Source organism: Mesorhizobium neociceri (assembly GCF_013520985.1).
Taxonomy (GTDB): Bacteria; Pseudomonadota; Alphaproteobacteria; order Rhizobiales; family Rhizobiaceae; genus Mesorhizobium; species Mesorhizobium neociceri.
Window position 1 is genome coordinate 104,437 of record NZ_JACDTY010000005.1, and the last position, 25,891, is coordinate 130,327.

At 63.0% G+C, this 25,891-nt stretch carries 29 protein-coding genes; 9 read left to right on the forward strand and 20 right to left on the reverse strand.

Annotated elements, in window-relative coordinates; translation table 11 throughout:
- Nucleotides 1–65: 65 nt before the first annotated feature.
- The 3 genes from H0241_RS12780 to H0241_RS12790 are packed head-to-tail and all read left to right on the forward strand — an operon-like array spanning nt 66 to nt 4,094.
- The gene (locus H0241_RS12780) at nt 66–845 is read left to right on the forward strand and encodes a hypothetical protein (protein ID WP_181057883.1); all 780 of its coding nucleotides are present in this window, start codon (nt 66–68) and stop codon (nt 843–845) included.
- Complete coding sequence (locus tag H0241_RS12785) at nt 838–2,916, forward strand: DEAD/DEAH box helicase (protein ID WP_181057885.1); 2,079 nt, start codon at nt 838–840, stop codon at nt 2,914–2,916. Before H0241_RS12780 ends, H0241_RS12785 begins: the two co-directional genes overlap by 8 nt.
- On the forward strand, nt 2,883–4,094 hold the full coding sequence (locus H0241_RS12790; RefSeq protein WP_181057887.1) for a P-loop NTPase family protein: 1,212 nt from the start codon (nt 2,883–2,885) through the stop codon (nt 4,092–4,094). The genes H0241_RS12785 and H0241_RS12790 overlap by 34 nt, the downstream gene beginning before the upstream one ends.
- Before the next feature lie 178 nt (nt 4,095–4,272).
- Here H0241_RS12790 and H0241_RS12795 read toward each other — a convergent pair whose 3' ends face one another.
- From H0241_RS12795 to H0241_RS12815, 5 genes are all read right to left on the reverse strand, one after another.
- Nucleotides 4,273–4,518, reverse strand: a complete 246-nt coding sequence (locus tag H0241_RS12795; RefSeq protein ID WP_023828363.1) for a MoaD/ThiS family protein — start codon at nt 4,516–4,518, stop codon at nt 4,273–4,275.
- Nucleotides 4,519–4,689: 171 nt separating this feature from the next.
- On the reverse strand, nt 4,690–6,954 hold the full coding sequence (locus H0241_RS12800; protein ID WP_181057889.1) for a xanthine dehydrogenase family protein molybdopterin-binding subunit: 2,265 nt from the start codon (nt 6,952–6,954) through the stop codon (nt 4,690–4,692).
- A 3-nt stretch (nt 6,955–6,957) separates the two neighbouring features.
- Entirely contained in the window at nt 6,958–7,437 is a 480-nt protein-coding gene (locus H0241_RS12805; protein ID WP_181057891.1) for a (2Fe-2S)-binding protein, read from the reverse strand.
- Nucleotides 7,437–8,297, reverse strand: a complete 861-nt coding sequence (locus H0241_RS12810; RefSeq protein WP_181057893.1) for an FAD binding domain-containing protein — start codon at nt 8,295–8,297, stop codon at nt 7,437–7,439. Before H0241_RS12810 ends, H0241_RS12805 begins: the two co-directional genes overlap by 1 nt.
- Before the next feature lie 110 nt (nt 8,298–8,407).
- Complete coding sequence (locus tag H0241_RS12815; RefSeq protein WP_181057895.1) at nt 8,408–9,364, reverse strand: SDR family oxidoreductase; 957 nt, start codon at nt 9,362–9,364, stop codon at nt 8,408–8,410.
- A 95-nt stretch (nt 9,365–9,459) separates the two neighbouring features.
- Here H0241_RS12815 and H0241_RS12820 point away from each other — a divergent pair, with 95 nt between their 5' ends.
- Nucleotides 9,460–10,368 carry a LysR family transcriptional regulator gene (locus tag H0241_RS12820; protein ID WP_181057896.1) on the forward strand — a complete coding sequence of 303 codons (909 nt, stop codon included), beginning with the start codon at nt 9,460–9,462 and terminating at the stop codon, nt 10,366–10,368.
- Here the strand turns inward: H0241_RS12820 and H0241_RS12825 are convergent.
- Nucleotides 10,332–11,507, reverse strand: a complete 1,176-nt coding sequence (locus H0241_RS12825; protein WP_181057898.1) for an MFS transporter — start codon at nt 11,505–11,507, stop codon at nt 10,332–10,334. The two genes, H0241_RS12820 and H0241_RS12825, sit on opposite strands and share 37 nt — an antisense overlap.
- A 323-nt stretch (nt 11,508–11,830) precedes the next feature.
- On the opposite strand from H0241_RS12825, the gene hisC reads away from it, so the two are divergent.
- Nucleotides 11,831–12,904 (forward strand): histidinol-phosphate transaminase, encoded by a 1,074-nt coding sequence (hisC, locus tag H0241_RS12830; protein WP_181057900.1) that lies wholly within the window; start codon nt 11,831–11,833, stop codon nt 12,902–12,904.
- Between the two features lie 56 nt (nt 12,905–12,960).
- On the opposite strand, the gene H0241_RS12835 is transcribed toward hisC, so the two are convergent.
- Together H0241_RS12835 and H0241_RS12840 are read right to left on the reverse strand one after the other, a co-directional pair.
- Entirely contained in the window at nt 12,961–13,269 is a 309-nt protein-coding gene (locus H0241_RS12835; protein ID WP_181057902.1) for a DUF1244 domain-containing protein, read from the reverse strand.
- A 12-nt stretch (nt 13,270–13,281) separates the two neighbouring features.
- Entirely contained in the window at nt 13,282–14,079 is a 798-nt protein-coding gene (locus H0241_RS12840) for an N-formylglutamate amidohydrolase (protein ID WP_181057904.1), read from the reverse strand.
- 245 nt (nt 14,080–14,324) lie between these two features.
- Here H0241_RS12840 and H0241_RS12845 point away from each other — a divergent pair, with 245 nt between their 5' ends.
- Entirely contained in the window at nt 14,325–14,813 is a 489-nt protein-coding gene (locus tag H0241_RS12845) for a DUF1036 domain-containing protein (protein WP_181058229.1), read from the forward strand.
- Complete coding sequence (gene pyk / locus H0241_RS12850) at nt 14,810–16,255, forward strand: pyruvate kinase (RefSeq protein ID WP_181057906.1); 1,446 nt, start codon at nt 14,810–14,812, stop codon at nt 16,253–16,255. Before H0241_RS12845 ends, pyk begins: the two co-directional genes overlap by 4 nt.
- A gap of 8 nt (nt 16,256–16,263) precedes the next feature.
- Here pyk and H0241_RS12855 read toward each other — a convergent pair whose 3' ends face one another.
- The 4 genes from H0241_RS12855 to ykgO form a co-directional block, all read right to left on the reverse strand.
- Nucleotides 16,264–16,728, reverse strand: coding sequence for a hypothetical protein (locus tag H0241_RS12855; RefSeq protein WP_181057908.1), 465 nt, complete (start codon nt 16,726–16,728; stop codon nt 16,264–16,266).
- A 5-nt stretch (nt 16,729–16,733) separates the two neighbouring features.
- Entirely contained in the window at nt 16,734–17,801 is a 1,068-nt protein-coding gene (locus H0241_RS12860) for an alpha/beta fold hydrolase (protein WP_181057910.1), read from the reverse strand.
- A 146-nt stretch (nt 17,802–17,947) separates the two neighbouring features.
- Complete coding sequence (locus H0241_RS12865) at nt 17,948–18,529, reverse strand: tetratricopeptide repeat protein (protein WP_181057912.1); 582 nt, start codon at nt 18,527–18,529, stop codon at nt 17,948–17,950.
- Nucleotides 18,530–18,642: 113 nt separating this feature from the next.
- A complete protein-coding gene (ykgO, locus tag H0241_RS12870; RefSeq protein ID WP_006327841.1) occupies nt 18,643–18,768 on the reverse strand; it encodes a type B 50S ribosomal protein L36 in 126 nt (41 codons plus the stop codon).
- A 242-nt stretch (nt 18,769–19,010) separates the two neighbouring features.
- On the opposite strand from ykgO, the gene H0241_RS12875 reads away from it, so the two are divergent.
- Nucleotides 19,011–19,439 (forward strand): lysozyme inhibitor LprI family protein, encoded by a 429-nt coding sequence (locus H0241_RS12875; RefSeq protein WP_181058230.1) that lies wholly within the window; start codon nt 19,011–19,013, stop codon nt 19,437–19,439.
- A 6-nt stretch (nt 19,440–19,445) separates the two neighbouring features.
- Here H0241_RS12875 and H0241_RS12880 read toward each other — a convergent pair whose 3' ends face one another.
- From H0241_RS12880 to H0241_RS12900, 5 genes are all read right to left on the reverse strand, one after another.
- A complete protein-coding gene (locus H0241_RS12880) occupies nt 19,446–20,522 on the reverse strand; it encodes a 5-(carboxyamino)imidazole ribonucleotide synthase (protein WP_181057914.1) in 1,077 nt (358 codons plus the stop codon).
- Nucleotides 20,519–21,016 (reverse strand): 5-(carboxyamino)imidazole ribonucleotide mutase, encoded by a 498-nt coding sequence (gene purE / locus H0241_RS12885; protein WP_181057916.1) that lies wholly within the window; start codon nt 21,014–21,016, stop codon nt 20,519–20,521. Before purE ends, H0241_RS12880 begins: the two co-directional genes overlap by 4 nt.
- A gap of 95 nt (nt 21,017–21,111) precedes the next feature.
- Entirely contained in the window at nt 21,112–22,017 is a 906-nt protein-coding gene (locus H0241_RS12890) for an anti-sigma factor family protein (protein WP_181057919.1), read from the reverse strand.
- Nucleotides 22,014–22,553, reverse strand: coding sequence for a sigma-70 family RNA polymerase sigma factor (locus tag H0241_RS12895; protein WP_181057921.1), 540 nt, complete (start codon nt 22,551–22,553; stop codon nt 22,014–22,016). The genes H0241_RS12890 and H0241_RS12895 overlap by 4 nt, the downstream gene beginning before the upstream one ends.
- A gap of 46 nt (nt 22,554–22,599) precedes the next feature.
- The gene (locus H0241_RS12900; protein WP_181057923.1) at nt 22,600–22,800 is read right to left on the reverse strand and encodes a hypothetical protein; all 201 of its coding nucleotides are present in this window, start codon (nt 22,798–22,800) and stop codon (nt 22,600–22,602) included.
- Nucleotides 22,801–22,966: 166 nt separating this feature from the next.
- Here H0241_RS12900 and H0241_RS12905 point away from each other — a divergent pair, with 166 nt between their 5' ends.
- On the forward strand, nt 22,967–23,323 hold the full coding sequence (locus H0241_RS12905; protein ID WP_181057925.1) for a hypothetical protein: 357 nt from the start codon (nt 22,967–22,969) through the stop codon (nt 23,321–23,323).
- A 46-nt stretch (nt 23,324–23,369) separates the two neighbouring features.
- Here the strand turns inward: H0241_RS12905 and H0241_RS12910 are convergent, their stop codons facing one another.
- From H0241_RS12910 to H0241_RS12920, 3 genes are read right to left on the reverse strand one after another with little or no spacing between them, the layout of a single operon-like run.
- Nucleotides 23,370–24,575: an aminotransferase class V-fold PLP-dependent enzyme gene (locus H0241_RS12910; RefSeq protein WP_181057927.1), complete on the reverse strand. Its 1,206-nt coding sequence runs from the start codon at nt 24,573–24,575 to the stop codon at nt 23,370–23,372.
- A gap of 20 nt (nt 24,576–24,595) precedes the next feature.
- Nucleotides 24,596–25,057, reverse strand: a complete 462-nt coding sequence (locus tag H0241_RS12915; RefSeq protein WP_181057929.1) for a RidA family protein — start codon at nt 25,055–25,057, stop codon at nt 24,596–24,598.
- A 37-nt stretch (nt 25,058–25,094) separates the two neighbouring features.
- Nucleotides 25,095–25,889: an amino acid ABC transporter ATP-binding protein gene (locus H0241_RS12920; protein WP_181057930.1), complete on the reverse strand. Its 795-nt coding sequence runs from the start codon at nt 25,887–25,889 to the stop codon at nt 25,095–25,097.
- Nucleotides 25,890–25,891 lie beyond the last annotated feature (2 nt).

Below are 25,891 nucleotides of genomic sequence, written 5' to 3' on the forward strand. Positions count from 1 at the left end.
CTCCCCGAAACGTCAAGTATTGCGGCGACTTAGATTGCCGCCTACACTTTCCTGCGGGGGAAAGCATGCTGCTGGAATTTACAGATATAACGAGTGATCCGGCCTGGGCTGGAAGCAGCTGGAAGGTCGTAAGCGGCGACGAACTTGCGAAGCTGGTCGCGCGTGTGGCTCTAGGGCAGAGCCGATACGCTTTGCATGTACTGGAGCAGATCGGTTTCGTCTCCCCTAAGGCCGCCGCGAGCACGCTCACAGGTGCAATCAAGTTGCTAACGGCGCCTGATCCTAAAAAGCCCTATCAGCGGGACGGATGGATATTTCAGGTGCTTTCCTGGATAGCAGCTCACCTCCAAGATCGAAGCGCGCTTATCCGCGAGCCTCATATGTACCACGCCCACAAAGGATTTGACGGCATTCACGTGAAGGTCGACGCCGACACCAAACGGGTGATGTTCGTTGTGGTATGCGAAGAGAAGGCGACAGAGAATCCCCGCAAAACCGTTCGTGAGAAGGTTTGGCCTGAGTTCGAAGGATTGGAAAAAGCAGAGCGCGACCATCAGCTTCTGTCCGAGGTTATCGCTGTCCTTCGAACAGATCCTGAGGTCGACGTTGACCAGGCCATTGAGGAGATCGTTTGGAAAGACGCGCGGAGCTACAGGGTAGCAGTGACCGTGGGGGATACTGACGACCCGGCAGATACCTTCGATGGCTACCCTGGCGTCGTTGCTGGCGAGATCGTCAGAAGGCGCGCAGAGGTTCTGCCGCTCAAAGAACTTAGGGCATGGATGGCCGACATCGCCAACAAAGCCATCGCGCATGCCAAGGAATTGACGGCCCCCAATGTATGACCCGGAAACAGCCGCGCTTATCCGAACGGCACCGAGTTTCAGCGGCCTAGACATTGGTCGGTTGCCGGAGCTGCTGACTGAGGCATTCGCGAAGATTGCTGCGGCTCGCGTGAGATTGCGTGACGGCAGCATCGGTCAAGACGAGGACGTGGTACGACTTGTTCGCGACATGCAGCGACTGGCGTTGGCGAACGAGGCGTTGGTTTCAATCACCCCAGAAAGGGAAGATCGTGCCGCCGCTGCTTTCGTGGCAGGATCGGCACATCAGTTGTGTTTCAACGCTCGAGCAATCGGACGCGAGGACGGCGAATCTCCGACATTTCTCGGTGCTGAAAGCATTTCGCCCAACATCGCCGCCGTCCTGCTATTCCTAATTGCAGAGGCCACCGCCGACGCGAGTGAAATTGCTGACAGGTTCGATACAGGCGGCGCGTCGGTTGTGGAACAGACTCTGATTTCCGCGATCAGGTCCTTGGCTAAGGGAAATCTGCTTGCGATCGTGCCGGCAGCAACGCCGCCGCGCGATGCGGTGAGAAGTGCCTCCGATATTGGGCGGGCCGCGTCCCTTGCCCTATATTATACGCTTCTCAGGGGCGTGCGAGAGTTGGCAAATGAGCTTTTGGGGGCTGACAACGCCGAATCTGGACTTGCTATTGCCACCTTCAGAAGCGTGATCGACCTGTCCTTCCCGCAGATGGAAAAAGACATCGCGGCATGGGACAGGCAGCAGATTGGTCTTTTCGCTGGCCCATACCATTTGGCATCGCTTCTCGTCTCGGTCGCCCGGGACCTGGGCGAAAGCGCCGTGATCAGAATTACTCCACCCGGTGGGGTCGACGCAGATAAATGGTCGCGAGCAATGAAGCGCGTGGCGCGCAGTCGTCCGTATCTCTGGCGCAACCATCGGCAGGCCGTTGCAGCAGGGTACCTTGAATTAGACAAGTCAGCAGCCGTCAGCTTCCCAACAGGGGCCGGGAAATCGACACTGGCGGAACTGAAGATCAATGCGACGCTGCTCGCTGATCGCAAGGTGATCTTCCTTGCGCCGACAAATGCCCTTGTGGGGCAGACGACCAGAGCGCTGCGACGCGCCTTTAAGAATACCAACGTGGGCCAAGAGCGCTTCGACGAGGTTGGGTTCCTCAGCGAGGAGGACGACCTGCCGCAGATTTTCGTCATGACCCCAGAGTCCTGCCTAGCACAGATGAGCATTCAACCTGAGGTTTTCGAAGGCGTCGGGCTGCTGGTCTTTGACGAATGCCATCTATTGCACGCCAGGGATTTATCGGACAGCAGGAGAGCGCTGGACGCAATGTTGTGCGTGCTGAACTTCGGCGCGCTAGTACCGGAAGCTAGCATGTTGCTTCTTTCGGCAATGATGAAGAACACAGACGAGATTGCCGGTTGGGTTCAAGCATTGACCGGGCGGGATTGTCTTGCCCTCGATCTGCCATGGAAGCCTACACGCCAATTGCGCGGCAGCGTCGTCTATACGCAGACCGATATCGTGCGCTTGGGCGGGGGGTTACGGAAGGCGCAGGCAGCCAAGAGGACTGTCAATCCCTCTGTCAAGGACAAAGCCGCGTTGACAACCGAGGCACTTGCGTTCTTCGGGCTCAAGCAGACTTGGGCAACACGTAAGGCCACTGACTATTCACTGGTGAAGTTGCTCCAAGATCCTGTACAGCTTGGAGCAAATGGATACTGGAACCTCACCCCGAATGCCGGGGAGGTATCCTCGGCAATCGCTACTGCGGCTGCTCAGAGCGGGCTTAAGACGCTGGTGTTCTTTCAGACGATCCCGAATGCCAACGCCACTAAGAATCGCATTTCCCAACAATTGGGGACGGTAGCCATCCCGCTAACCGAAGAGGAAAAGGCGTGGATGAGCATAACCGCTGTGGAATTGGGACACGCTGCTCACAGTTTCCTCGACATCGTGGACGACCATCTGGTTTCGCAGTGTGTGGTACATCATGGCCTGAAGAACGGCAATTGTGCGAGTCGCTCTACCAGCGCGCAGATGGTGCGACTGTTATGGCCGCCACATCGACCGTCGCACAGGGAATGAACTTTCCAAGCGAGTTGGTGATCATTGCGGAAGACAGTCGTTTCGAGGCTGAGGCGAACAAGCGGGAAGTCTTGGAGGCGCAGGAACTGCTCAATGCAGCGGGACGCGCCGGGCGCGCCGGACAGCATGCGAACGGCATCGTGCTCGTAATCCCAGGCCGGGTTGTTGGTATTGATATAGGTGACGCAAAGATCGGTGCGCACTGGACGACGCTCCAGAAGATTTTCGGGCAATCCGATCAGTGTCTGGAAATCGACGACCCTCTAACGGCTGTTCTTGATCGTGTTCACGCGGAGGTTGCGGCTGCCGATGGATTTGAACGGTACGCGATCGCAAGGCTGGCGAGCGCTGGTATCGCGAACGCTCTCGTGAAGTCGCTGGCAGGATATCGGGCTCGAAAGAAAGGTGACGACAAGTGGCTCGATGAGCGAATTCAGGCTGCAGCCAGCTTCTACAAGGATCAGGCCGGGGAGTCGAAGGAGCAACTGGCCGAGTATCAGGTCTCATCAAAGCTGGGCGTGCCGCTAGCCGTAGTCACACGCCTGTCTCCAGAGATCATAGACGACGGTGCTATGACTATTATGCGGTGGATGGAGTGGCTCCTTGAGTGGGTTTCGAAGAACCTCGATTTGTTCGATCAGATGTTCCGACCCGCCACGATCGATGATCTCCTGGGCAGTGCAATTAATACGGTCGCCGATAGCAGTGAGCGCGGCAAGATCGCTCTACCGCTGCTAACGGAACTGACACGGTTGTGGCTGGCGGGGAAACCGCTGTCAGAGCTCCAGCTTGCCGTTGGAACCGATGCAGACAAGCTCAAGACATGTGTCGATGCGAGAAAGTTTGTTCTGCGTGTAGTACCGGAACTTGCCTACCTGTTCGGGATACCGGCCTTTCTGATCCAGAGTAGGCAGGCGCTTGAAGGAGATACTCCGAAGGAATTGGCGGCAAGTCTCGCCAAACTTGGTGTCTGCCTCAGGTTTGGCTTCGAGAGCGTGGAGCTGTTGGCCTTGGGCTACTACCTGCGTGCTCATAAATTGTCGCGCCGGCAGGTTCATGAGCAGTTTGAATCGGTCTCGCCTTACCTTAGGGAGGCGCCGGAGGGAGAGCACTGGGAGGGTACCATTGGAAGGGTGGAAGACGCCATTATTGCCGAACTGAACGGGCGTGGAATTTGACAGTTTCACAGGTACGCCGACTGCTCCCAACATAGCCGATTGATCGGATGTTCACTTTAAGATGTGTGTCGAAGAGGCGCTAAGCTGCCAGTCGCTACAAACAAATGCCTGATACGAACCACAACCTGGGGCATCGTTTAAAAATGCAGTTTGCTGCCCGGCACTGCGTTTACCCCACTCACCCCCCCGCCAACCTCGGCAGCAGAAAAATCTCCGCTCCCTTTGGCAATTCCTTCGACCACGTATCGCGATAGATCGTCCCGTCGATCGCCACCGCGATGCCCTTCTCGATCCAGGGCTCGATGCCGGGATACTGTTCAGCCAGCTTCCTGAACAGCTCCCTTATGTCCTTGGCCTCGACCTCGACCTTGCTCTGGCCACCGGCGAGCTGGCCGAGTGCGCCCCAGAGGGTGACTTCGACCATTAGCGCCTCGACGGTGTGTCGATATTCAGGTGAGGCCGGCCTGCAAATGGCAGGTTCCTGCGCTTCCGGTGCTCACGTACCTCAAGTACGCTCCGCTCCGGTTCCCGGAACCCGCCACTTTCGGCTCGGCCTGACCTGAATCTCAACATACCTTATCCTTGGCTTTCGACATCAGCCTCCCCGTTCCGCCTCGATCGCCGCCAGGATGCGTGGCGGCGACATCGGGATGTGGGTCATGCGCACGCCGGCGGCGTTCGAGACGGCATTGGCGATCGCCGCCAGCGGCGGCACGATCGAGGTCTCGCCGACGCCGCGCACGCCATAGGGGTGGTTGGGGTTGGGTATCTCGAGGATCTGCGTGTCGATCATCGGCAGGTCCGAGCAGACCGGGATGCGATAGTCGAGGAAGCCGGCATTCTGCAGACGCCCGTCCTTGCCGTAGATATACTCCTCGTTGAGGGCCCAGCCGATGCCTTGCGCCGCACCGCCCTGGTACTGGCCCTCGACATAGGTCGGGTGCACCGCCTTGCCGGCATCCTGGATCACGGTGTAGCGCACGACGCGCGCGGCGCCGGTCTCGGGGTCGACCTCGATATCGCAGATATGGGTGGCGAAGGAGACGCCGGCGCCGTCGGCGACGAGCTCGCTGTGGCCGGCGATCGGGCCGCCGGTCTTGCCGGACGCAGCTGCAATCTCCTTCAGCGACAGTGCTGCGAGGTTGCCGTACTTCTCGCCCTTGGCGATGGCGTGGCCATTTTCCCAGACCACGTCGTCGACGGGGATGTCCCACGTCTGCGCGGCGCGGTCGCGCAGGATTTTTATCGCGTTGCGGGCGGCCGAGATCGTCGCCATCGAGGACGAGAAGGTGCCGCGGCTGCCGTCGGTCATGTCGTTGTAGCCGAGGCTGGACGTGTCGGCGACCACCGCCTTGAGCTGGGCATAGTCGATGCCGAGCTCCTCCGCCGCCACCAGCGACAGCGACGCACGTGAACCACCTACGTCCACCGTGCCGACGGCCAGCGAGACCGAGCCGTCCATGCCGATGTTCAGGTCCACGCAGGTCTGGCCGCCGAAGTTGAACCAGAAGCCGCAAGCCATGCCGCGGCCCTGGTTTTTGCCCAGCGGCGCTTTCATGTGCGGATGGGTCTTCGCCGCCTCCAGCGTCGGGCCGATGCCGATCGGGCCATAGACCGGTCCATAGGAGGAGCGGGTACCTTCCTGCGCGGCGTTTTTGATCCGGAAGTCGACCGGATCCATGCCGATTTCCTTGGCCAGCTCGTCGACAGCGCTTTCCACCGCGAACGCCGCCATGGGTGCCGAGGGCGCGCGGTAGGCGGCGGTCTTCGGCCGGTTGACCAGCACTTCGAAGCCGACCGTCTTGACGTTATCGAGCTTGTAGCAGGCAAACGCCGTCATGGCGCCGATCTCGGCCCAGGTACCGGCATAGGGGCCGCTGGAATAGCGTAGCGTCGCTTCTGCCGCGGTGATGGTGCCGTCCTTGCGGGCGCCGATCTTGACGTCGATCGAGGTAGCACTGGTCGGACCCGAGGCGCGGAACACTTCGTCGCGGGTCATGACGAGCTTCACCGGCCGCCCCGCCTTGCGCGACAAGGCGAGTGCCACCGGCTCGGCCCAGACGTGGGTCTTGCCGCCAAAGCCGCCGCCGATCTCCGACGAGGTGACGCGCAGCTTCGAAGCTTCCAGCCCGAGCAATTGGGCGCAGTGCTGGCGGTAGACGAAATGCCCTTGCGTGCAGACCCACAGGTCGGCGGTGCCGTCGGAGCTGACGCTCGCCACGCAGGCATGCGGCTCGATGTAGCCCTGATGCGTCTGCTCGGTCTTGAAGGAGCGCTCGACGATGAAGTCGGCGTGGCCGAAACCCTGATGGACATCGCCATGGCCAAACTGGCTGCGCTTGGTGACGTTGGAAGGCTTTACCGGCTTTTCCTCGAGGCCCTCGGTGAAGAGAGTGTCGTTGATCAAGGGGGCGGTGTGCTTCATCGCCTCGTCGACATCGGTGACATGCGGCAACAGCTCGTAGTCGACCTCGATGAGCTTCAGCGCCTGCCTTGCCGTGCGGGCATCGACAGCAGCGACCGCGGCCACGGCATGGCCGTCATAGAGCGCCTTGGTGCGCGCCATGCAATTGTCGAGGACGTCGTACATGGCGCTGTCGCCATCGGTGAGGTCCGGCAGATCGGCGGCGGTAATCACGGCTTTCACGCCGGCCAGCTTTTCCGCTTTCGAGGTGTCGATCTTGAGGATCTTCGCATGGGCGTGCGGGCTGCGCAGAACACGCCCGACCAGTTGTCCGGCCATGTTGAAGTCGGCGCCATAGCGCGCGCGTCCCGTCACCTTGTCGACGCCGTCGGGGCGGATGGGGCGGGTGCCGACGGATGAGAATTTGCGGCCCGAAAAGCGTGGATCGAAATTCATGGCTTACACTCCCTTCTTCATCACGGTGGCCGCGTCCTGGACGGCGCGCACGATCTTGTCGTAACCGGTGCAGCGGCAGAGGTTGCCGGCTAGCCCGAAGCGGATTTCTTCTTCAGTCGGATCGGGGTTCTTGGCCAGAAGGTCCTTGGCCGCGATCAGGAAGCCCGGCGTGCAGATGCCGCATTGGAGCGCCGCGTGCTCGAGGAATTTCTGCTGCAGCGGATGCAATTGATCGCCATGCGCCATGCCCTCGACGGTCTCGACAATTCGTCCTTCAGCTTCAGCGCCCAACACCAGGCACGAGCAGACCAGCCGGTTGTCGAGGATGATGCTGCAGGCGCCGCAGTCGCCGGTGCCGCAGCCTTCCTTGGCGCCGGTCAGTCCGAGCCGGTCGCGCAGAACGTCGAGCAACGTCTCGTCGGGCTGGCAAAGGTATTCAACGTGATCGCCGTTGATTGTCGTTGATACTGCTACACCGGCCATCATTTGCCTCCTGCACGTGCATAGGCGGTCGTCGTGGCTCTCCTGGCCAGCACGCCCGCAACTTTTCGTCTGAACTCGATGGTGCCCCGCTTGTCGTCAATGGGGCGGCAGGCCCCAGCGCAGACCTTGGCAAGCCGCTCAAGCGCTGCTTCATCCAGCTTCCTGCCGATAAGGGCCTCGGCTGCCTCTTCAACCAGCAGCACTGTTGGTGCTGCCGCACCGAGCGCGACGCGGGCGGCTGTGATGACGCCATGCTCGTCGAGCGTCAGGTTCACGCCGGCGCTGACCACCGCGATGTCCATTTCGGTGCGCGGAATGAATCTGAGATAGGCATCGCCTGAACGCGGCGCTTGGCTGTCGAGCAGGATCGCCTCGATGATCTCGCCCTTGGTGAGCGAGGTCTTGCCTGGTCCGATCGGCACGGCCCCCACGGGAATGGTGCGCCTGCCCGAGGGACCGGCAACCACTGCCTTTGCGCCGGCGGCCACCAAAGCCGGGACGCTGTCGGCGGCCGGCGAGGCGTTGCACAGATTGCCTGTTATGGTGCAGCGGCCCTGGACCTGCTTCGAGCCGATCAGCTTCGCCGCTTCGACGACACCGGGCCAGGCCTTCTTCAGAACCGAGCTCTCGCCCAGGACGGCGCAGGGGACGGTGGCGCCAATGCTGAAGCCGTCGGCCGTCTCCCTGATCTCGCTCAAGCCCTCGATCGCCTTGATGTCGACGATCAGGTCGGGTTCGACAAAACCGCCCTTCATCCGAACGAGGAGGTCACTGCCCCCGGCAAGAATGGCTGATGTGCCGGAAGCGCCGGCCAGCAGGCCAACGGCATCTTCGATTGAAAGCGGACGTATGTAACGCATCGTCTCCCCTTGGTGATGGTGATCTCGCCGACCGTTATAAACAATCACCTTATAAAGACCATCCGGTTGCTCGTTTCCAGCGATTGGGCCAGGGGCGGATGGAGTTTGCCTTAGGCCGCGACTTTTGCACGGCCGAGGCTGATGCCGATGTCCTTCAGCGCCTCGGCCACGGCCTCATCCAGCGGGGTGTGCGGGATCTCTCCAATAATGCCTTCCAGGCGGTCGGACACCAGCCTGTGCGGTTCGAAGCGCAGATAGGACATCGCGACGATTTCGCGCCACATCGCCACGAACGGGCTGCCGGCGCGCAGCACCCACCAAGGCATGAAGCTCAGTTTCAGCTGATATCCCAGCGCCTTTTCGGCAGCGGCCTTGATGTCCATGTCGGTGACGGCGTGGCCGGGGAAGTTGAGCGCTTCGTAGAAGCCGAGCTTGTCGAGGTTGCGCGCCAGGCCGACGAAGGCGACGGCAAAGTCCGGCAGGTAGGCCCATTCATGCACGAGGTTGGCCGGGCCGGGCGCGGTATAGACGCCCTTGCTCATCTTGGCGGCGACGACGAGGTCGAACCATGACCCGCTGCCGGTGCCGCCGAAGAAATCGCCGGCCCGCAGAATGATGGTGCGCACCCGGCCGGCGTCGGCCTCGCGGCGAAACAGCGCTTCCATGGCGCAGCGGATGCGGCCCTTCTCGGTCGTCGGGCGGAACGGCGTGTCTTCGCTCACCACCTGAGGCATCGGCGAGCCGTAGTTATAGACCGTGCCGGGGAAGAGATGCAGCGCGCCATTGGCGTGGCAGGCGGCCATGACGTTTTCCGCCATCGGCAGGCATTTGCCCCAGTCGGTGTAGATCGGGTTGAGGCCGTTGAAGATGATGTCGACGCCCTCAGTGGCGCGGATCAGCGCCTCGCTGTCAAGCGCGTCGCCGGCAGTGGCGGTGGCGCCCTTGAGTTCTGCCGGCACCTTGCCGCTGCGGGTGATGGCGCGGACGTCGAAGCCGGCGTCGATGAAGGCCTTGCCAACCACGCGGCCGAGCCGGCCATTGGCGCCCAGAATTGCGATCTTGGTCATTTTTCTTCTCCGTGTTTGTATTTGCACGCTGAATATGATGCCTTCATATGCGAATGAAAATTGACTGTGATTGGCGTTCTGTTATTCACAAATGAATGATCGATATCGACTGGAACCTGATCAAAAGCTTCGTCACGGTGGCGGAGACCGGCAGCCTGTCGGCTGCGGCGCGCAAGCTGTCGGCCAGCCAGCCGACGCTTGGGCGCCACATCGGTGAACTCGAACAGGCACTCGGCGTCACGCTGTTCCGGCGCGGGCGGCGCGGCTATTCACTGACGGAAGCCGGTGCCACGCTGTTCGAGCGCGGCAGGGCGGTGAGCGAGCAGGCGAGTGCCTTTTCGCTGCTGGCGCTGGGCTCGGTCGAGGCGATCGAAGGCACGGTGCGCATTGCCGCCAGCGAGGTGGTGGCCGCCTATGTGCTGCCGAAGATGACGGCGCGGCTCGGTATCGAGGAGCCCGGCATCGAGGTCGAGATCGTCGCCTCGAACCAGGTCGAGAACCTGCTAAGGCGCGATGCCGATATCGCCATCCGCATGGTCAAGCCGGCGCAGAACGAACTGACAGCGCGCAAGGTCTGCGATATTCCGCTCTGCTGCTGCGCGGCCAAATCCTATCTCGACAGGCACGGCCGCCCGCTCAGGCCCGCCGACCTAGTCGATCACCCGCTGATCGGCTTCGACCGCAGCGACGAGATGATCCGCGGCTTTACCCAGTTTGGCGTCCCCGTCACCCGCAGCAGCTTTCGCTTCAGGTCCGACAACCAGATCGTTCTGTGGGAAGCGCTGCGGGCAGGAAACGGCATCGGTCTCGGCCAGGAGCCGCTGGCCGACAGCGACCCATTGCTGGAAAAACTGCTGCCCGGAATGCCATTGCCCAGCCTGCCGGTGTGGCTGGCCATGCATCGCGACGTGCGCACCAGCGTACGCATCCGCCGCGTCGCGGATTTCCTCTACGAGGAGCTGAAACGCTATTCGGCGGGAGCTGCCGCGAATTCGGCGCGGTGAGCGAGCCCGGCCATCAAAAGCACGACGATCAAAAGTCCCGACATGGCGACGAAGATCGGTCCGAAGCTCGAATGCTCGGCAACGAAGCCGATCGCCGACGGCGCCACCAATATGCCGGAATAGCCCATGGTGGTGACGACGCTCATACCGGTGCCTGATGACATGCCTTCCTGGTTGCCGCCGGCCGAGAAGATGATCGGCACCATGTTGGCGATGCCGAAGCCGCAAAAGGCGAAGGCGGCGATCGCAACCCAAGGAGTGGGCGACAGGCCGGCAACCAGCATGCCGGCAGCGGCGACGATGGCCGAGCCGCGCAGTGTTGCCACCGCGCCGAAGCGGTTGCGCACGCCGTCGCCGAAGAAGCGCATGACCGCCATGACGCCGGAGAAGGCCGCGTAGGCGAGGCCGGCTATGGCAAGATCGGCGCCGAGTTCCTGTCGGAGATAAAGCGCTGCCCAGTCGAGCACGGCGCCTTCCGAAATCATCGTCAGCAGCGCCATCAGCCCGACCAGATAGACCAGCGGATTGGCCGGCAGGGTAAATTTGTGATGCTCGACCGCCTGCGGCTTGTCCTCGGCGATGAGGTAGCCGACCGCCACGGCTATGACGGCAAAAGCGATGACCGTGACGACAGCCGCATGGGCGAGGCGGCCGTACGTCTGGATGGCGTAGCCGCCCAAACCGCCACCCGCGAAACCGCCAAGGCTCCAGAAGCCATGCGACGACGACATGATGGCGCGGGAGAGCCTTCTTTCCACCGCCACGGCATTGGCATTCATGGCGACATCCATGCCGCCGATCGAGCCGCCGAAGATGACCATGGCAATCGCTGCCAGCGGCACGTTGGGCGCCAGCGCCACGACCAGCAGGCCGAGGCTGCCGCACAGGCCGAACCAGCGCAACACGGTGCGCGAGCCATATCTGGAGATCAAATGGCCGCACCAGCTCATGGCCGCGACGGCGCCGACGCCGAACAAAAGGATCAGCAGGCCGAGCGTGAATTTCGAGATATCGAGCCGGGTCAGGAACACCGGAATCTGCGGCGCCCAGCTGCCGGTCAGGAAGCCGTTGGCGAGGAATATGGCGGCAACAGCCCATCGCCCGCGAATGGCGCTCTGCATCGCGTTTTGCGCGCTCATGGTTCGAATCCGGTCAAAAGTGGCTTTGAACGGCAAATTAGATCGATTCAATTTTCAGTCAAGCCACTCTCAACCGAAAGCGCTTGGGCCAAACAGGACGGGAGGCGCCGTCATGCACCTGATCGCCTCTTCTGCGGCCTGCCCCTTGATGCGGAATTCTGTCAGGTCGCAAAGGCGAGGCGTGCGAGTTGTCGCAGATTGCTCAGCCGATCAGTTCGAAATGACCCATATCGGTGGCCACTTGAAGGCCAACGGCCGCGGCCTTGACCGCAGGAGTCTGAACCCCCATCAATATGTTGGAATTTGCTGCGAGAGGGGAACGCGTGAGCCGCTATTGGTCGGAGCTTGCCCGAGGTCTGTCGCCATACGTGCCCGGCGAACAGCCGCAGATTTCAGGCCTGGTGAAACTGAACACCAATGAAAGCCCTTTTGGACCATCTCCGATGGCGATCGAGGCCGTTCGATTGGCTGCCGCCGACACGCTCCGCCTCTACCCGGATCCGCAATCCACGCGCCTTCGGGAGGTATTGGCGGAATATCACGGCGTCGGGCCCGAGCAGGTCTTCGTCGGCAATGGCTCGGACGAAGTGCTCGCCCACGCCTTCTCCGGGCTGCTGAAGCAGCCCAAGCCAGTGCTTTTTGCAGACGTCACTTACAGCTTCTATCCCGTCTATTGCGGGCTGTTAGGCATCGACCACGAGACGGTCCCACTCGATGGCGAGATGCGCATTCGCATCGCCGATTATTTCGAGGGGGGCGGTTCCATCATCATCGCCAACCCGAACGCACCCACGGGGATCGCCCTGTCGCGGACGGAGATCGAACAACTCGTGAGTCGGCGGGTCGATGCGCCTGTGGTGATCGATGAGGCTTATGTCGATTTCGGCGCGGAAAGCGCCATACCCTTGATCCGCGACCATTCCAATCTCCTCGTGGTCCAGACCCTGTCGAAATCCCGCGCGCTCGCCGGCCTTCGCGTTGGCTACGCGATCGGCGATCGGGCGCTGATCGAAGCCCTGACGCGGGTAAAGGACAGTTTCAACTCCTACCCGCTCGGACGGCCAGCCCAAGCGGGTGCCATAGCGGCCATCCAGGACGAGGCATACTTCCAACAGAAGCGATCGATCATCATCGGAAACCGGGAGGGCCTGACCGCAACGCTGATCCAGCTTGGGTTCGATGTTCTGCCGTCCAGCGCTAACTTCGTCTTTGCCCGCCATCCGAGCCATACCGGCCAAGCCCTGTCGGCGGCACTGCGTGATCGCGCTGTACTCGTCAGACATTTCGCCGGCCCGCGAGTATCCGACTTCATGCGGATCACCATCGGATCGAAGGCGGAACTCCACCGACTGACAGACGCTCTGGCAGAGTTTCTTGCGACGCCATCGCCAATATAGCGACCGTTGCTGGGTAGCCGCGAATGGCGGCTGCTCAGCGTGATTGGGCTTTGCCCTTAATGATCCCTCGGCCGTCTCGCCTCGAACTCTGCCTTCTTGGCGTCCGAAGCCTCGGTCTGGTTGAGCGCCTGCCATTGCGCATAGGGCATGCCGTAGACGATTTCGCGCGACTGGTCCTTGCCGAGATCGACGCCCTCGGCATTGGCGGCGTCGCGGTACCAGTTCGACAGGCAGTTGCGGCAGAAGCCGGCGAGGTTCATCAGGTCGATGTTCTGGACATCGCTGCGTTCGCGCAGATGCTCGATCAGCCGGCGGAAGGCGGCGGCCTCGAAATCGCGTTTCTGTTCGTCGCTGAGTTCGGTCATTTTCTTGGGTCCCTATATCGGCCCGGTGCGCGAGCCGAACATCTTCACCTGATGTATATCGGCATGACGATCGATGGCGTCAACGATCGGCGCCAGCCGTTCGGCCCAGGCCAGCGCGCCCTTGCTGTCCGCAATCAGGTCCTGGCGGATCTCGATCAGCGCGTGGGCGAAGCCGTTGACGATGGCATGCTTGAACATGGTGTCGCCGCGCAGCGCGCCGTCATAGGGTTCGTTGTCGCCGACGACGAGGTTTTTATCCTGCGCCAGCATGTCGATCAGCGGCCGCGCCACGCGGTCGTCGAGGTCCCAAAGGATGCCGACATGCCAGGGCCGCGCAACGCCTTGCATGACCGGGGTGAAGGAGTGCACGGAGAAGATGAAAGGCGCTTTGCCCGAGGCCTGCGCCACCGACGCGATCATGGCGCCGACGGCGTCGTGATAGGGCCGGTAGAAACCGTCCAGCCGCCTTTCGCGTTCCTCCGGCGCCATCGGGTAGTTTCCCGGCACGACGGTGCCGTCATAGAGCTGGCGGATCAGTGTCGGGTCGTCCTCGCCGCGATTTGCGTCGATCAGCAGACGCGAAAAATTGGCGATCACCGCCGGCGCGTCGAGAACTGCCGCCAGTTCGCGCGTTACCGTCTCGACGCCGATGTCGTAAGCGATGTGACGCTCCAGTTCAGCCGCCGGCAGGCCGAGGCTGCCATACTCCTCCGGCAGGTCGCGCCGGGCATGGTCGGCGATCAGCACGATGCCGCGCTTGCGGTCGCCTTCGACAAGATCGAAAGGCGCGAAAACTGTGGATCGGGTCATTGGCTGAAAAGGTCTGTTCGCTGGCTTCCGGGGAGGGTGGTATCGTCATTCCACGAAGAGGACGCTGGCGCAATGCCGTTGTTTGGCCACGGTTTCTACGAAAATCCGGTCACGCGCGGCAGATTGCGTGTCGGGGGCCTTTCTAAATCGATTGGATTTGGACAGAACGGCGCGTTGACATGCGCCCGGACTTTTCCGAAAAGGGGCGTTGAGAGATGCAGATGACGTTGTTGAGGGGTTTCGGGATGGGTTCCGCCGGCAGGCCGGGTGCGCGCACCGCCTTTGCCGTGCCGCTCCTGACCTTGACCGTCGGGCTTACCGCGCTGGTTGCGGCCTCGCCCGCCCGCGCCGATTTCCGTGTCTGCAACGCGACGCAGAACTTGGTCGGCGTCGGCATCGGCTACCGCGCCAAGGCCGGCTGGATCACCGAGGGCTGGTGGCACATCGAAGGGTCGAGCTGCAAGACGCTGATCGAAGGGCCGCTGTCATCAAGGTTTTACTATCTTTATGCAGAAGACGCCGAGCGTGGCGGGCGCTGGGATGGCCCGATCAACATGTGCGTGGCCGAAAAAGAGTTCAAGATCGCCGGCGTTACCGATTGCGTCGCCCGGGGCTTCCAGCGCGCCGGATTCCAGGAATATGACACGGGCGAGCAGGCAAGCTGGATGGTCCAGCTGACCGATGAGTCCACAACGGGAGGCGCTCCAGCCGCCCCGGGAACAAACAGTCAATGAGACGTAGCCGCAAGGTCAAGATACTCGCCACCATCGGTCCGGCCTCCTCGTCCGAGGAGATGCTGCAGAAGCTGTTCGAAGCCGGCGCCGATGTCTTTCGCATCAATATGAGCCACACCGACCACGAGCTGATGCGCACGCTGGTCGCCCGCATCCGCGCCGTCGAGGAAAAGGTTGGCCGTCCGATCGGCATCCTGGCCGATTTGCAGGGACCGAAGCTGCGCGTCGGCAAGTTCGCCAACGGCAAGGAGGCGCTGACGGCTGGCCAGACCTTCACGCTCGACAACAATCCGGAGCCCGGCACGTCGACCAGGGTCTATCTGCCGCATCCCGAAATCCTGAGCTCGGTCGAGGCCGGTCACCGTCTGTTGATCGACGACGGCAAGCTGGAGCTCAAGGCGGTGAAAAGCGACGGCAAGTCGATCACCTGCACGGTCGTCGCCGGCACCACGATTTCCGACAAGAAGGGCGTCAGCCTGCCCGACACCGACCTGCCGGTCGGCGCGCTGACCGAAAAGGACCGCAAGGACCTCGACGCGGTGCTGGCGGCCAACGTCGACTGGGTGGCGCTGTCCTTCGTGCAGCGGCCGGAGGATCTCGCCGAAGCCCGCAAGATCGCGCGCGGCCGCGCGCTGATCATGGCCAAGATCGAAAAGCCGCAGGCCGTCGCACGGCTGGCCGAGATCATCGAATTGTCCGACGCGCTGATGGTCGCCCGCGGCGATCTCGGTGTCGAAATGCCGCTGGAAGCCGTGCCCGGCATCCAGAAGCAGATCACGCGCGCCGCGCGCCGCGCCGGCAAGCCGGTGGTGGTCGCCACTCAGATGCTGGAATCGATGATCACCGCCCCGGTGCCGACCCGCGCCGAAGTGTCCGACGTGTCGATCGCCGTGTTCGAGGGCGCCGACGCCATCATGCTTTCAGCCGAGTCCGCGGCCGGCGCCTATCCGGTCGAGGCGGTGGCGATGATGAACCGCATCGCCACCAAGGTCGAAACCGACCCGACCTATGCCGGCATCATCAACGCGCAGCGTTCCGAACCGGAAGCGACCGGCGCCGACGCCATTTCGCTCGCCGCCCGCGAGATCGCCGAGACGCTGAAACTGTCGGCGATCATCACCTATACGGCGTCGGGCACCACGGGCCTGCGCGCCGCGCGCGAGCGCCCGCAAGTGCCGATCATCGCGCTGTCGCCGATCCTCAACACGGCTCGCCGGCTGTCGCTGCTGTGGGGCACGCATTGCGTCGTCTCGCCCGATGCCGTTGATCTTGACGACATGGTCGACCGCGCCTGCCGTATCGCTTTCGAAGAGGGGTTCGGCCAACCAGGCGACCGTGTCATCATCACGGCGGGTGTGCCGCTGAGGACGCCGGGTTCGACCAACATGCTGCGCATCGCCTATGTCGGATCGGGCGCGCAGGTCAGCCGCAGCGTCGGTTGAGAGAGGCTTCAACTCGTCAGAGTCCGCAGCGCTCTTGCCGCGGCTTCGGCGTGATCTATTCGCCGAAGGAACCGGCGAGCCCGAGGAACGGGGTCGTACAGGTACTGGTCCGGACCCAGTATCTTTCGCCGGTTGAGCTCGACTGTATCGAGCAGATCGAAATCGACCCTGGTGATCGCGTAGTGCCATCCGGCGCTGCGTGAAGCCCAGCCTTTGCCATGGTGTTCCAGCAGCCGCTCGCGGGCGGAGTAGCCGTGGTAATCGAAGGCGATCAGGCCATTCGTCACATAGACATGGTTTCCAGAAAAGCCTTCGCCCGGAATGATCCGTTCGCCGTAAAATCCTTCCAGCGGGGGATGCTCAAGAAAGGCGCCGGCGAGAATGGCGCACGCGCCGTAGCCGAAGAAGATGCGGTCGGGCAACGCCCATCGCTTCTCCGGGTTTTTCTTGATGCCGTGCTTCAGGACATACATGGCCATCAGGTCGGGGCGAGTTCCGCGTCGGGCACCGTGATGTCGGGGCATTGCCCCTCATTATAGGCATCGCCGGCGATCCGCGTTTCCACGGTTTTCGTTATTACCTGCAGGTCGACGTCCTTGCCGCCGACCTTTTCGATGGCGCCGACGACGAGGTCGGAGGCGATCCAGTCCGGCTTGTGGCCGAGATTGTGGACCCAGATCAGCTCGGCGCCGGGGATGTCCCTGACAAGCCCGACGGAGTGGATCGAGGCATAGACCACCTTGTCGTGGTCGCCCGAGATGACGATCGTTGGCGTCTTGATGTCACGGTAATGCGGCGCGGCCTTGAGTGCGTAGTCGTAGAGGCCGGCGACATCGATGGCGTTGGCGCGGAAAGCGCCGGGACGCAGCACCAGTGGGATCGAGGCATTGCCGACATAGAAGTCCGGCACCTTGTTGGGGGAAAACACGCAGGCCGTGGCGCTGTTCATCTGCAGCGTGCCGGCCGGATAGGCCAATGTCTCGGAAAACAGCCAACCAATGATGGGGGTGGCGGTCAGCCTGTAGTACCAGGCGGTCGCGCCGCCCGGCCAGGGGTGGCTGACCGGCGACAGGAAGACCAGCCCGAGCGTCTTGTCGGGGTGCTCGCGGCCAAAGGCGGCGGTGATCACGCCGCCGAAGGAGTGGCCGACGATGACCGCCTTTGGGATGCCGAGGCGGTCCATCAGCCTGGCGATGGTGTTGGCCTGCGCCGACGGGCTCTCATTGTTGCCGGGGCCTCGCCCGGACCAGCCAAAGCCTGGCCGGTCGAGGAACACCATCTCGGCGCGGCCTTCGAGCAAAGGCCTTATCGGCAGCATCTGATCTCTAAGGTTGGCGCTGGCGCCATGGATGAAGACGATCGGCGGCAGCTCGGCATTTTGCGGCGCCGGCACGTGGACATAGTGGATGCGGGCACCGTCGATGTCGGCAAATTCGCCGGCCGGCGGGTTGCGCCATTCGATCAGCCATGCGCCGGCGCGGGTGACACCGGCAAGGGCAAAGACGAGCGCGAGGAGGAAGGCGCAGGCGGCGTAAATGAGGTTCATGGGGAGAGGTACGGGGATGGAGGGGGATAAGTTCTAGGCAGTAGGCAGTAGGCAGTAGGCAGTAGGCAGTAGGCAGTAGGCAGTAGGCAGTAGGCATCGGTTTCAACCGCCACCCTACAGCCTAAGCCCTATTCCCTACTGCCTAATCAAATTCCTTCGCCGGCAAGCTCTTCCGAGAGGGTCGCGACCTGGTCCTGGGCGCTGCGCATCATCGGATATATGGCCAGCACCTTCTGCCAGGCTTCGAGCGCCGATTGCTTGTGGCCGGTGGCGGCCATGATCTGCGCCAGGCCAGAAAGCGCGCCGAAATGGCGTGGCTCCAGCTGCAGCGTCTGGTCGATGTCGGACATCGACTTCCCGAAATTCTTCATCATGTAATGGACGGTGGCGCGCCGGTTCCAGCCTTCGGCATATTTTGGCTGCAGGATCACGACCTGATCGAGGAAGTCGAGGGCGACGTCGAACTTCTGGTCATCCATCGCCTTTTGCGACCATTGCATCATCAGGTCGATCGAGGCGCTGCCGGACTGGAACCATTCGCCCCAGATGCGTCCGGCGATGCGCTCGGCCGCCCTTTCATTGCGTTCACGCTTCAGGTCGGCAAACAGCTGGTCGAGCCGGGCTTCTTTTGTGGCAGCAACCGGCGGCTTTGCCGGCGGATCGTCCGCCCACGCCGGAGCGGCGCCGAACAGGAAGAGGGTCGCGAAAAATGCAAAAAGAATCCGCATCGCCGGAATCTAACCCCGGACGACGGATCGTCAAACTGAAATTAGCGTGAAAGTGCCTGATCTCAGGCAATTAACATCATCTGGGCGGCGGCAGCGTGCCTCCGGCCGAAAACTCAGCCCTGGCGCGCCTTGTAGCGCGGAGCGGTCTTGTTGATGATGTAGACGCGGCCCTTGCGGCGAACCAGCTGGTTGTCGCGATGACGCGCCTTCAGCGCCTTGAGCGAATTCTTGATCTTCATGGTCTTGCCCGTCGGTCTGGGCCCGGTTCGGGCCGAATTATTAAGGCGCGCCTGCAAAGCGCGCCTTTGAACTTGCGGTGGCTCATAAACGAGGAGCCTTGCCCGTGTCAACCGCAAGCGTGCTGGATAGAGGCTGAGAACGGCTTTGGCCATCAAATATCCGCCATCTCCGCTCCACGCCATTGCGCCGCCGAAGGCGGGCTGGAATGGTGCTGCGCCTGCAAGCTGATTTGGAGACGTCCATGCGCCTGTTGTTTCTGTCCGCCTGCCTTGCCGTTCTGGCCGCGGCCTCCACCGCGCAAGCGCAGGAATGCGACCGCAACGACGACAGCCAGCAGATGATGAATATTTGCGCCGGCGAGGACTATCAGGCGGCCGATGCCAAGCTCAACCAGGCCTACAAGGATCTGGTCGGCCGCAACGACGACAAGAGCAGGAAGCTGCTGCAGGTCGCGCAGCGCGCCTGGATCGCCTTCCGCGACGCTGAATGCGCCTATACGACGACAGACAGCGAAGGCGGCTCGATCCATCCGATGGAAGTTTCGCAATGCCTGACCGAATTGACGGAACAGCGCATCAAACAGCTCACCGCGGGGGCCAACTGCCAGGAAGGCGATGCGAGCTGCGCCAGCCCCGACGAGGACGGGGATCTGAACGACGAGTTGCAATAGAAGAGTTTAGCCGCGACGGCTGATGCGCGTGAAATGGCCCATCTTGCGGCCCGGACGTGCCTCGGCCTTGCCATAGAGATGCAGCATCAGATCGGGCTCGGCGAGCAAGGCAGGCACGCGCAGGACGTCGTCGCCGATCAGATTTTCCATGACGCAGTTGGAATGCCGGCCGGGGTTGCCCAGCGGCAGGCCGGCAATGGCGCGGATATGCTGCTCGAATTGCGAGACGACGCAGGCGGCTTCCGTCCAGTGGCCGGAATTGTGCACGCGCGGCGCTATTTCGTTGGCCAAGAGCGAGCCGTCGGCAAGCACGAAGAACTCGACGCCGATGACGCCGACATAGTCGAGGGCTGACAGGATCTTTGCCGCCGCCGCTTGTGCGGCGGCTGCGGTCTCCAGCCTGATTGCAGCCGGCAAGGTCGAGGTATGCAGGATCCCGTCGCGGTGGATATTCTCGGCCGGATCGTAGGCGGCGACCGCGCCGTCCAACCCGCGCGCGGCGATCACCGAAACTTCGCGCTCGAAGGCAACGAAGGATTCCAAGATCAGCGGCACATTGCCCATGGCCTCGCAGGTGCCGGCAAAGCCGCCAGTCTCCATGTTGCGGAAGACGCGCTGGCCCTTGCCGTCATAGCCCATGCGGCGGGTCTTCAAGATACCGCTGCCCGAGAACTCTCTCAGCGCTGCGGTCAGTTCGTCGTCATTGTCGACGGTGCGGAAATCCGCTGTCTTGATCCCGATGCCGTTGAGGAATTGCTTCTCCGCCACCCTGTCCTGGGCGACTTCCAACGCCCTGGGCGGCGGATAGACCGTCACCTTGGCAGCAAGCGCGCTGGCGGCGGCCACCGGCACATTCTCGAATTCGTAGGTGACAACGGCGCTGGCTGCTGCCAGTTCGGCAAGGGCTGCCGCATCGTCATAGGCCGCCGTGATCTGGCGGTTGGCCACTTGAGCTGCCGGGCAGGCCGCCTGCGGTTCGAGGATCACGGTGCGGTAGCCGAGCCGGGCCGCCGCCATGGCTAGCATGCGCCCGAGCTGGCCGCCGCCGATAATGCCGATGGTCGATCCCGCGGGCAGGCTCACGGCGCGTCCGTCGGTTCGGCGGCGACCTTGGCGGTCTGGGCGGCGCGCCAGGCATCCAGCCGGGCAGCGAGCCGCTCGTCGTTGAGCGCCAGCACGGCGGCGGCGAGAAGGGCTGCATTGGCAGCCCCCGCCTTGCCGATGGCCAGCGTGCCGACCGGGATACCGGCAGGCATCTGGACGATGGAGAGCAGCGAATCCTGGCCCGACAGCGCCTTCGATTCGACGGGCACACCGAACACCGGCAGCGGGGTCATCGCCGCGGTCATGCCGGGCAGGTGGGCGGCACCGCCGGCGCCGGCGATGATCACCTTGTAGCCGGCCGCCTTGGCGCCCTTGGCGAAATCATAGAGCCGGTCGGGGGTGCGGTGGGCTGAGACGATCAAGCGCTTGTGCGGGATGCCCAGCGCCTCAAGGGTTTCGGCGGCGTGGCGCATCGTTGCCCAATCGGACTGGCTGCCCATGATGATGGCGACGTCGGCGCGGTGGTCGGTCAAGCGCATGCTCCCGGCGGCAAAGGCGCGCCTTAGCGGAATTCGCGCAAAGCCGCAAGGATAGGTGGCGGCCGACGGCGCGCCGGCCGCCAATCGAACTATACCGCTGCCTTGCGGAAGCGCGCGACGAAATCGTCGAGTTCGGGGCGCTCCATGTCGGAGATCGCCCAGTAGGAGAAGGCGCCGTCGCTCCAGTGCACCATGGAGAAGCCGCCCGAGGAAACGTCCTTCGGCTCGGTGATACGGCCACCTTGCTGCGGTTCGGCGATCAGGGTGATCAGATGTTCGCGGTGGCGGTAGACCAGCGCCGGCACCGGCTTGCCGGAGACGACCTCGACCCGGCCGCCGATCAGTGCGAACCCGTCCGTGGCAAGATCGGGCGCCGGCGGCGACACGCCGATGCGGGCATCGAGCCATGGTTTTACCGTGTGGCGGTCGGACGAGACGATGTCGATCGGGCTGGCGGCGAGCAGGCTGCGGCGATGGTCGCCGGCGATCTCGGCAGCAATGCTGTCGGAGGCGCTGTTGAACATCACCCATTGCGTGGCGCCGCTGGCCAGCACTGCGGTCATGACGATCGATGCCGCCATCGCGCGCCAGTCGAACGAGCCGAACCGGCGCACCCTTGGCGATGGCCTTGCCTGGGACGGCCGCGTATCGGCCGCTCGCCGCTGTCCTGCGCCGGCACCAGCGATCAATCCCGGCAGCGCCGACGGTGCGCCCCGCTGGGGCTCCTGTTCCTGCATCGGCTGTTGTGATGATGCCATGCCGATCGCCGCAATGCGGGCCCGAAAGGCATCGCTGACATCGGGACGCGGCAAGCGGCTGACCGCGCCTTGCAGTGCAAGGATGCGGGCGTGTTCGGCGGCAAGCGCCGGATCGGCAGCGATGCGCCGTTCCACGGCAAGCGCGGCCGCCGCATCGAGTTCGCCATCAACCAGAGCGTGGATCATCAGCCTGATGCCTTCGGGATCATTGGGCAGTCCATCGTCATGCACGGTCATGGCGCTCTCCCCAGTTCGGACGCAAGCAGGCCGCGGGCCCGCGCCAGCCGTGACATCACAGTGCCGATCGGCACGGCAAGCATCACCGATATGTCGCGGTAGCTGAGGCCGTTAATGTCGCGCAGCACCAACGTCTCGCGAAAGGGCTGCGGCAGCGCCGCGATCGCGGCTTCCAGTGCCGCCGTGTCGGACTTGGCGATCAGGCTGGCCTCCGGACCGTCTTCATCCGGCAGGCTGGCGCCGTGTGCTGCGGCCATCTCGTCGAGATCGCCGAGGTCGCCGACGGCCATCATGCCGCGCGGCCGGTTGCGTGACATCCAGGTGTAGGCGGTGTTGCGCACGATGGTCAGCAGCCAGGCGCGCGGGTTGCCGCCGGCATAGCCGGCAATTCCGGCATGCGCCTTGATGCAGGCATCCTGCACGACATCCTCGGCATCGGCGGCATTGCCGGTCAGCCAACGTGCCAGCGCAAGCGCGTCGCCGAGATGCGGCAGCACCACTTCGTTGAAGCGTTCGGCCAGAGCCCTGTCGCTCACAGCAGCACCATGATCGGACACTCCAGGACGAACAGGCCGTGCGCTCTCAGCCAGCGCCGGTCTCGCCCTGCTTGTGCGGGCAAACCCCGCAGAAACAGGCAAAGCCGCCCGCAGTAGCGAAAGTGAATTCATCTGCGTCACCGGTGTCAAGCGCCATGGAAAGGGGACTGGTGACGCTCATGCGGTTCAGCGCATGACGACGGCTGACGCCGAGGCCCTGTTCACTGTCCTCAAAATGATGCGGCATGCCGGTCTCCTCAACGCCTGCAAGGGCGTATGTGGAGGAGACCTGTTGCGGCAGCGATTTATTCCCGCTTGTATCGCTTTCGGAGATCACGGAGTCGTGATCTGCGGCGTCTCGCGGCCTGACGAAGATAGGGCGAACAATCCTCTGACGATCAAAGGAGTCGCATATGTTGCGAGAAATGCGAGAACTAATTGAGTTCTTCATCCCGCATGCCCGCGATACCGAGACCTTGGAACGCCTGCTCCGAATGATCGACGACCGTGGCTCCTGGCCGAGGGCACATCACCTTTTTGATCATATCCGGCACAAGACGCTACGTGCACATCGCGTGCACGACATTCAGGCCGAAGCGCAGTTCTTGTTTGAAGAGGCCTGCGCCAAAACGCTGTTCAATTTTACCCATAGCACTGCACCATTCGATCCCGACTCACCGTACTGGATCGTGCCGAACGCGCTGACCTGTGCACAAAAGCTTGGGCTGGATCCGATGGATGTCGTCAGGATTGTTGCCAGGACCGACTGACACGCATCGCGATCTGGCGAGACCTGGCTGTTGCTTTGCTTGGCGCTCAATCCGGCCAGCGCAGGGCGCCGGACGAATCCTTTCGCGGTTGTTTCATCGCATCCGCCGGCCGGTCGGCCGCGGTGAGCACGGCGCGCAGGCGCTCGGCGACGATCTCGGCTTCGCCGGGGTGCAGATTGCACGGGTCGAGGAAGAAATGGCCGCGCTCGACCTCGTGGTTGCGCACGATGATCGGCGGCGAGCCGGCGGCAAGTGCCGAGGCGAGGCCAGCGGCGGTGAAGCGGCTTTCGGGCGAGACGAAGATCTGCAGCCGGTCGAGCGGGTTGGCGGTGGGGTCGGGAATGATATGGGCGGCGATGCCCGGAATGCCTTGCAACGAGCCCTTCCACAGATTGAGCGCTGCCTCCTCGCGCTGCCGGATGCCGGCATGGTCGCGCTTTTCCCAGGCTTCGAGCGCCGCCATGGTGCCGGCGATGCTTTCCTTGCCGACCTTCATGGCGCGGGCGACGCCGCGGTTCTGCAGATAGGCGGCGCGGACAAGATCCTTGCGTCCCGTAATAATGCCGCTGGTCGGCCCCGAGAGGAACTTGTGGCCGCTGTAGACGACGATGTCGGCGCCGCGCGCCAGGAAGCTGCGCAGATCATATTCGGAGGCCGCGTCGACGATCACCGGAACGCCCCTGGCGTGGCAGATCTCGCAGAATTCCTCGAGGGAAAGCATGCCGTACTGCACGGTGTGGTGCGCCACGACGTAGAGGCCTGCCGCCGTGCGCTCATTGATCGCTTCGCGCACGTGATAATCCTGGGTGACGCTGACGGTGCCCGCCGGAATGACCTTGGCGCCGGCCACGCGGATCGACTGGTCGATCGGCGCGCCGTAATTGACGATATGGCCAAGCTGGATGACGACTTCGGACTTCAGCCCTTCGGTATCGTCGGGCAGCCGTTCGATCGCCAGCAAATTGGTGCCGGTCATCGCCCCGGCGATCGCCATGGTGATGCCTGAGGCGCAGCAGGCGGTGATGAAGCCGGCCTCGCCGCCGGTCAGGCGGGCGCTGATCACGCTTGCGGCGCGCTGCAGATCGTCCATCTCCACCCATTGCGAGGCGATCTCGGCCATGGCGCTGATCGCCTCGGGAACGATGATCGAGGCGCCGAGCGTCGTCATCGTGCCGGAGACGTTGATGATCGGCCTTAGTCCCAGCCGTTCGCGGATCGTGGTGTTGGAGCCGGTGTCGGAATAGGTTTTCATTTTCAGCAATCCCTTGACTGTCAGGCGGCGATCTCGACGACCGCTTCGATTTCGACGGTGATGTTTCCAGGCAGCGAGCCGACGCCGATCGCCGAGCGGGCGTGACCGCCTATTCTGTCGAAGACGTTGGCGAACAGATCCGAGCAGCCATTGACGACCTTCGGATGGTCGCTGAAGGTCGGCGTCGCGTTGACGAAGCCGAGCAATTTGACGACACGCACGATGCGGCCGAGATCGCCGGCGGCAGCATGCATGACAGCCAGCAGATTGAGCCCGGTGAGCTGGGCATGCTCATAGGCCTGCTCGACGGTGACGTCCTCGCCGACCTTGCCGGTGCACAGCGTGCCGTCGGCGCGCAGCGGCCCCTGGCCCGAGAGAAAGATCAACCGGCCGCTCTCGGCATGGGTGACGAAATTGGCGATCGGTGTCGGCGGCTCGGGCAGCGTCAGGCCGAGTTCGGCGAGCCGGATGTAAGGCGTCATGGAAGAATTCTCCTTGGGGCGGCTTCAGCCGCCCATATCAGAAATGCGAGGCGCGGAACCGCGCCAGGAAAGAGCGCAGGCGCTCGTTGGTGGTCTCCTGGGCGAGGATCTCCTTCGGCGGGCCGACAGCGCTGACACCGCCATCGGCCATGAAGACGATGCGGCTCGAAGCGTCGCGGGCAAAGGCCATTTCGTGCGTGACCATCACCATGGTCATGCCGTCTTCGGCGAGGCTGCGCACAACGGCCAGCACCTCGCCGACCAGTTCGGGATCGAGCGCGGATGTGATCTCGTCGAGCAGCAGAATCTTCGGTTCCATGGCGACGGCGCGGGCAATGCCGACGCGCTGCTGCTGGCCGCCGGAGAGTTCCGCCGGCAGGCTTTCAGCCTTGTGGGCCAGGCCGACGCGGCCAAGCCAATGCTCGGCGATCTGGCGTGCTTCGGCCTTGCTCTTGCCGCGCACTTTGGTGAGGCCGAGCATGATGTTGCCGGCGGCGGTGAGATGCGGAAACAGGTTGAAGCTCTGGAACACCATGCCGGTCTCGGCGCGCATGGCGGCCAGGTCGCGCTCGCTGCGCCGCTGGCGCGCGCCGGCCTCGCGAAAACCGACCTCCTTGCCGTCGATGCGGATCGAGCCGCTGTCATAGCTTTCGAGGAAGTTGACGCAGCGCAAAAGGGTCGTCTTGCCGCTGCCCGAAGGGCCGATGACGGTGACCACCTCGCCCTTGTCCACCTTGAGGCTGACCGCGCGCAGCACCTCGACCGAACCGAAGGCTTTCGAGACCCCGGCAATGTCGAGAAGGGCTGTCGTGTCGTTCGAGCTTGTGGCCATCG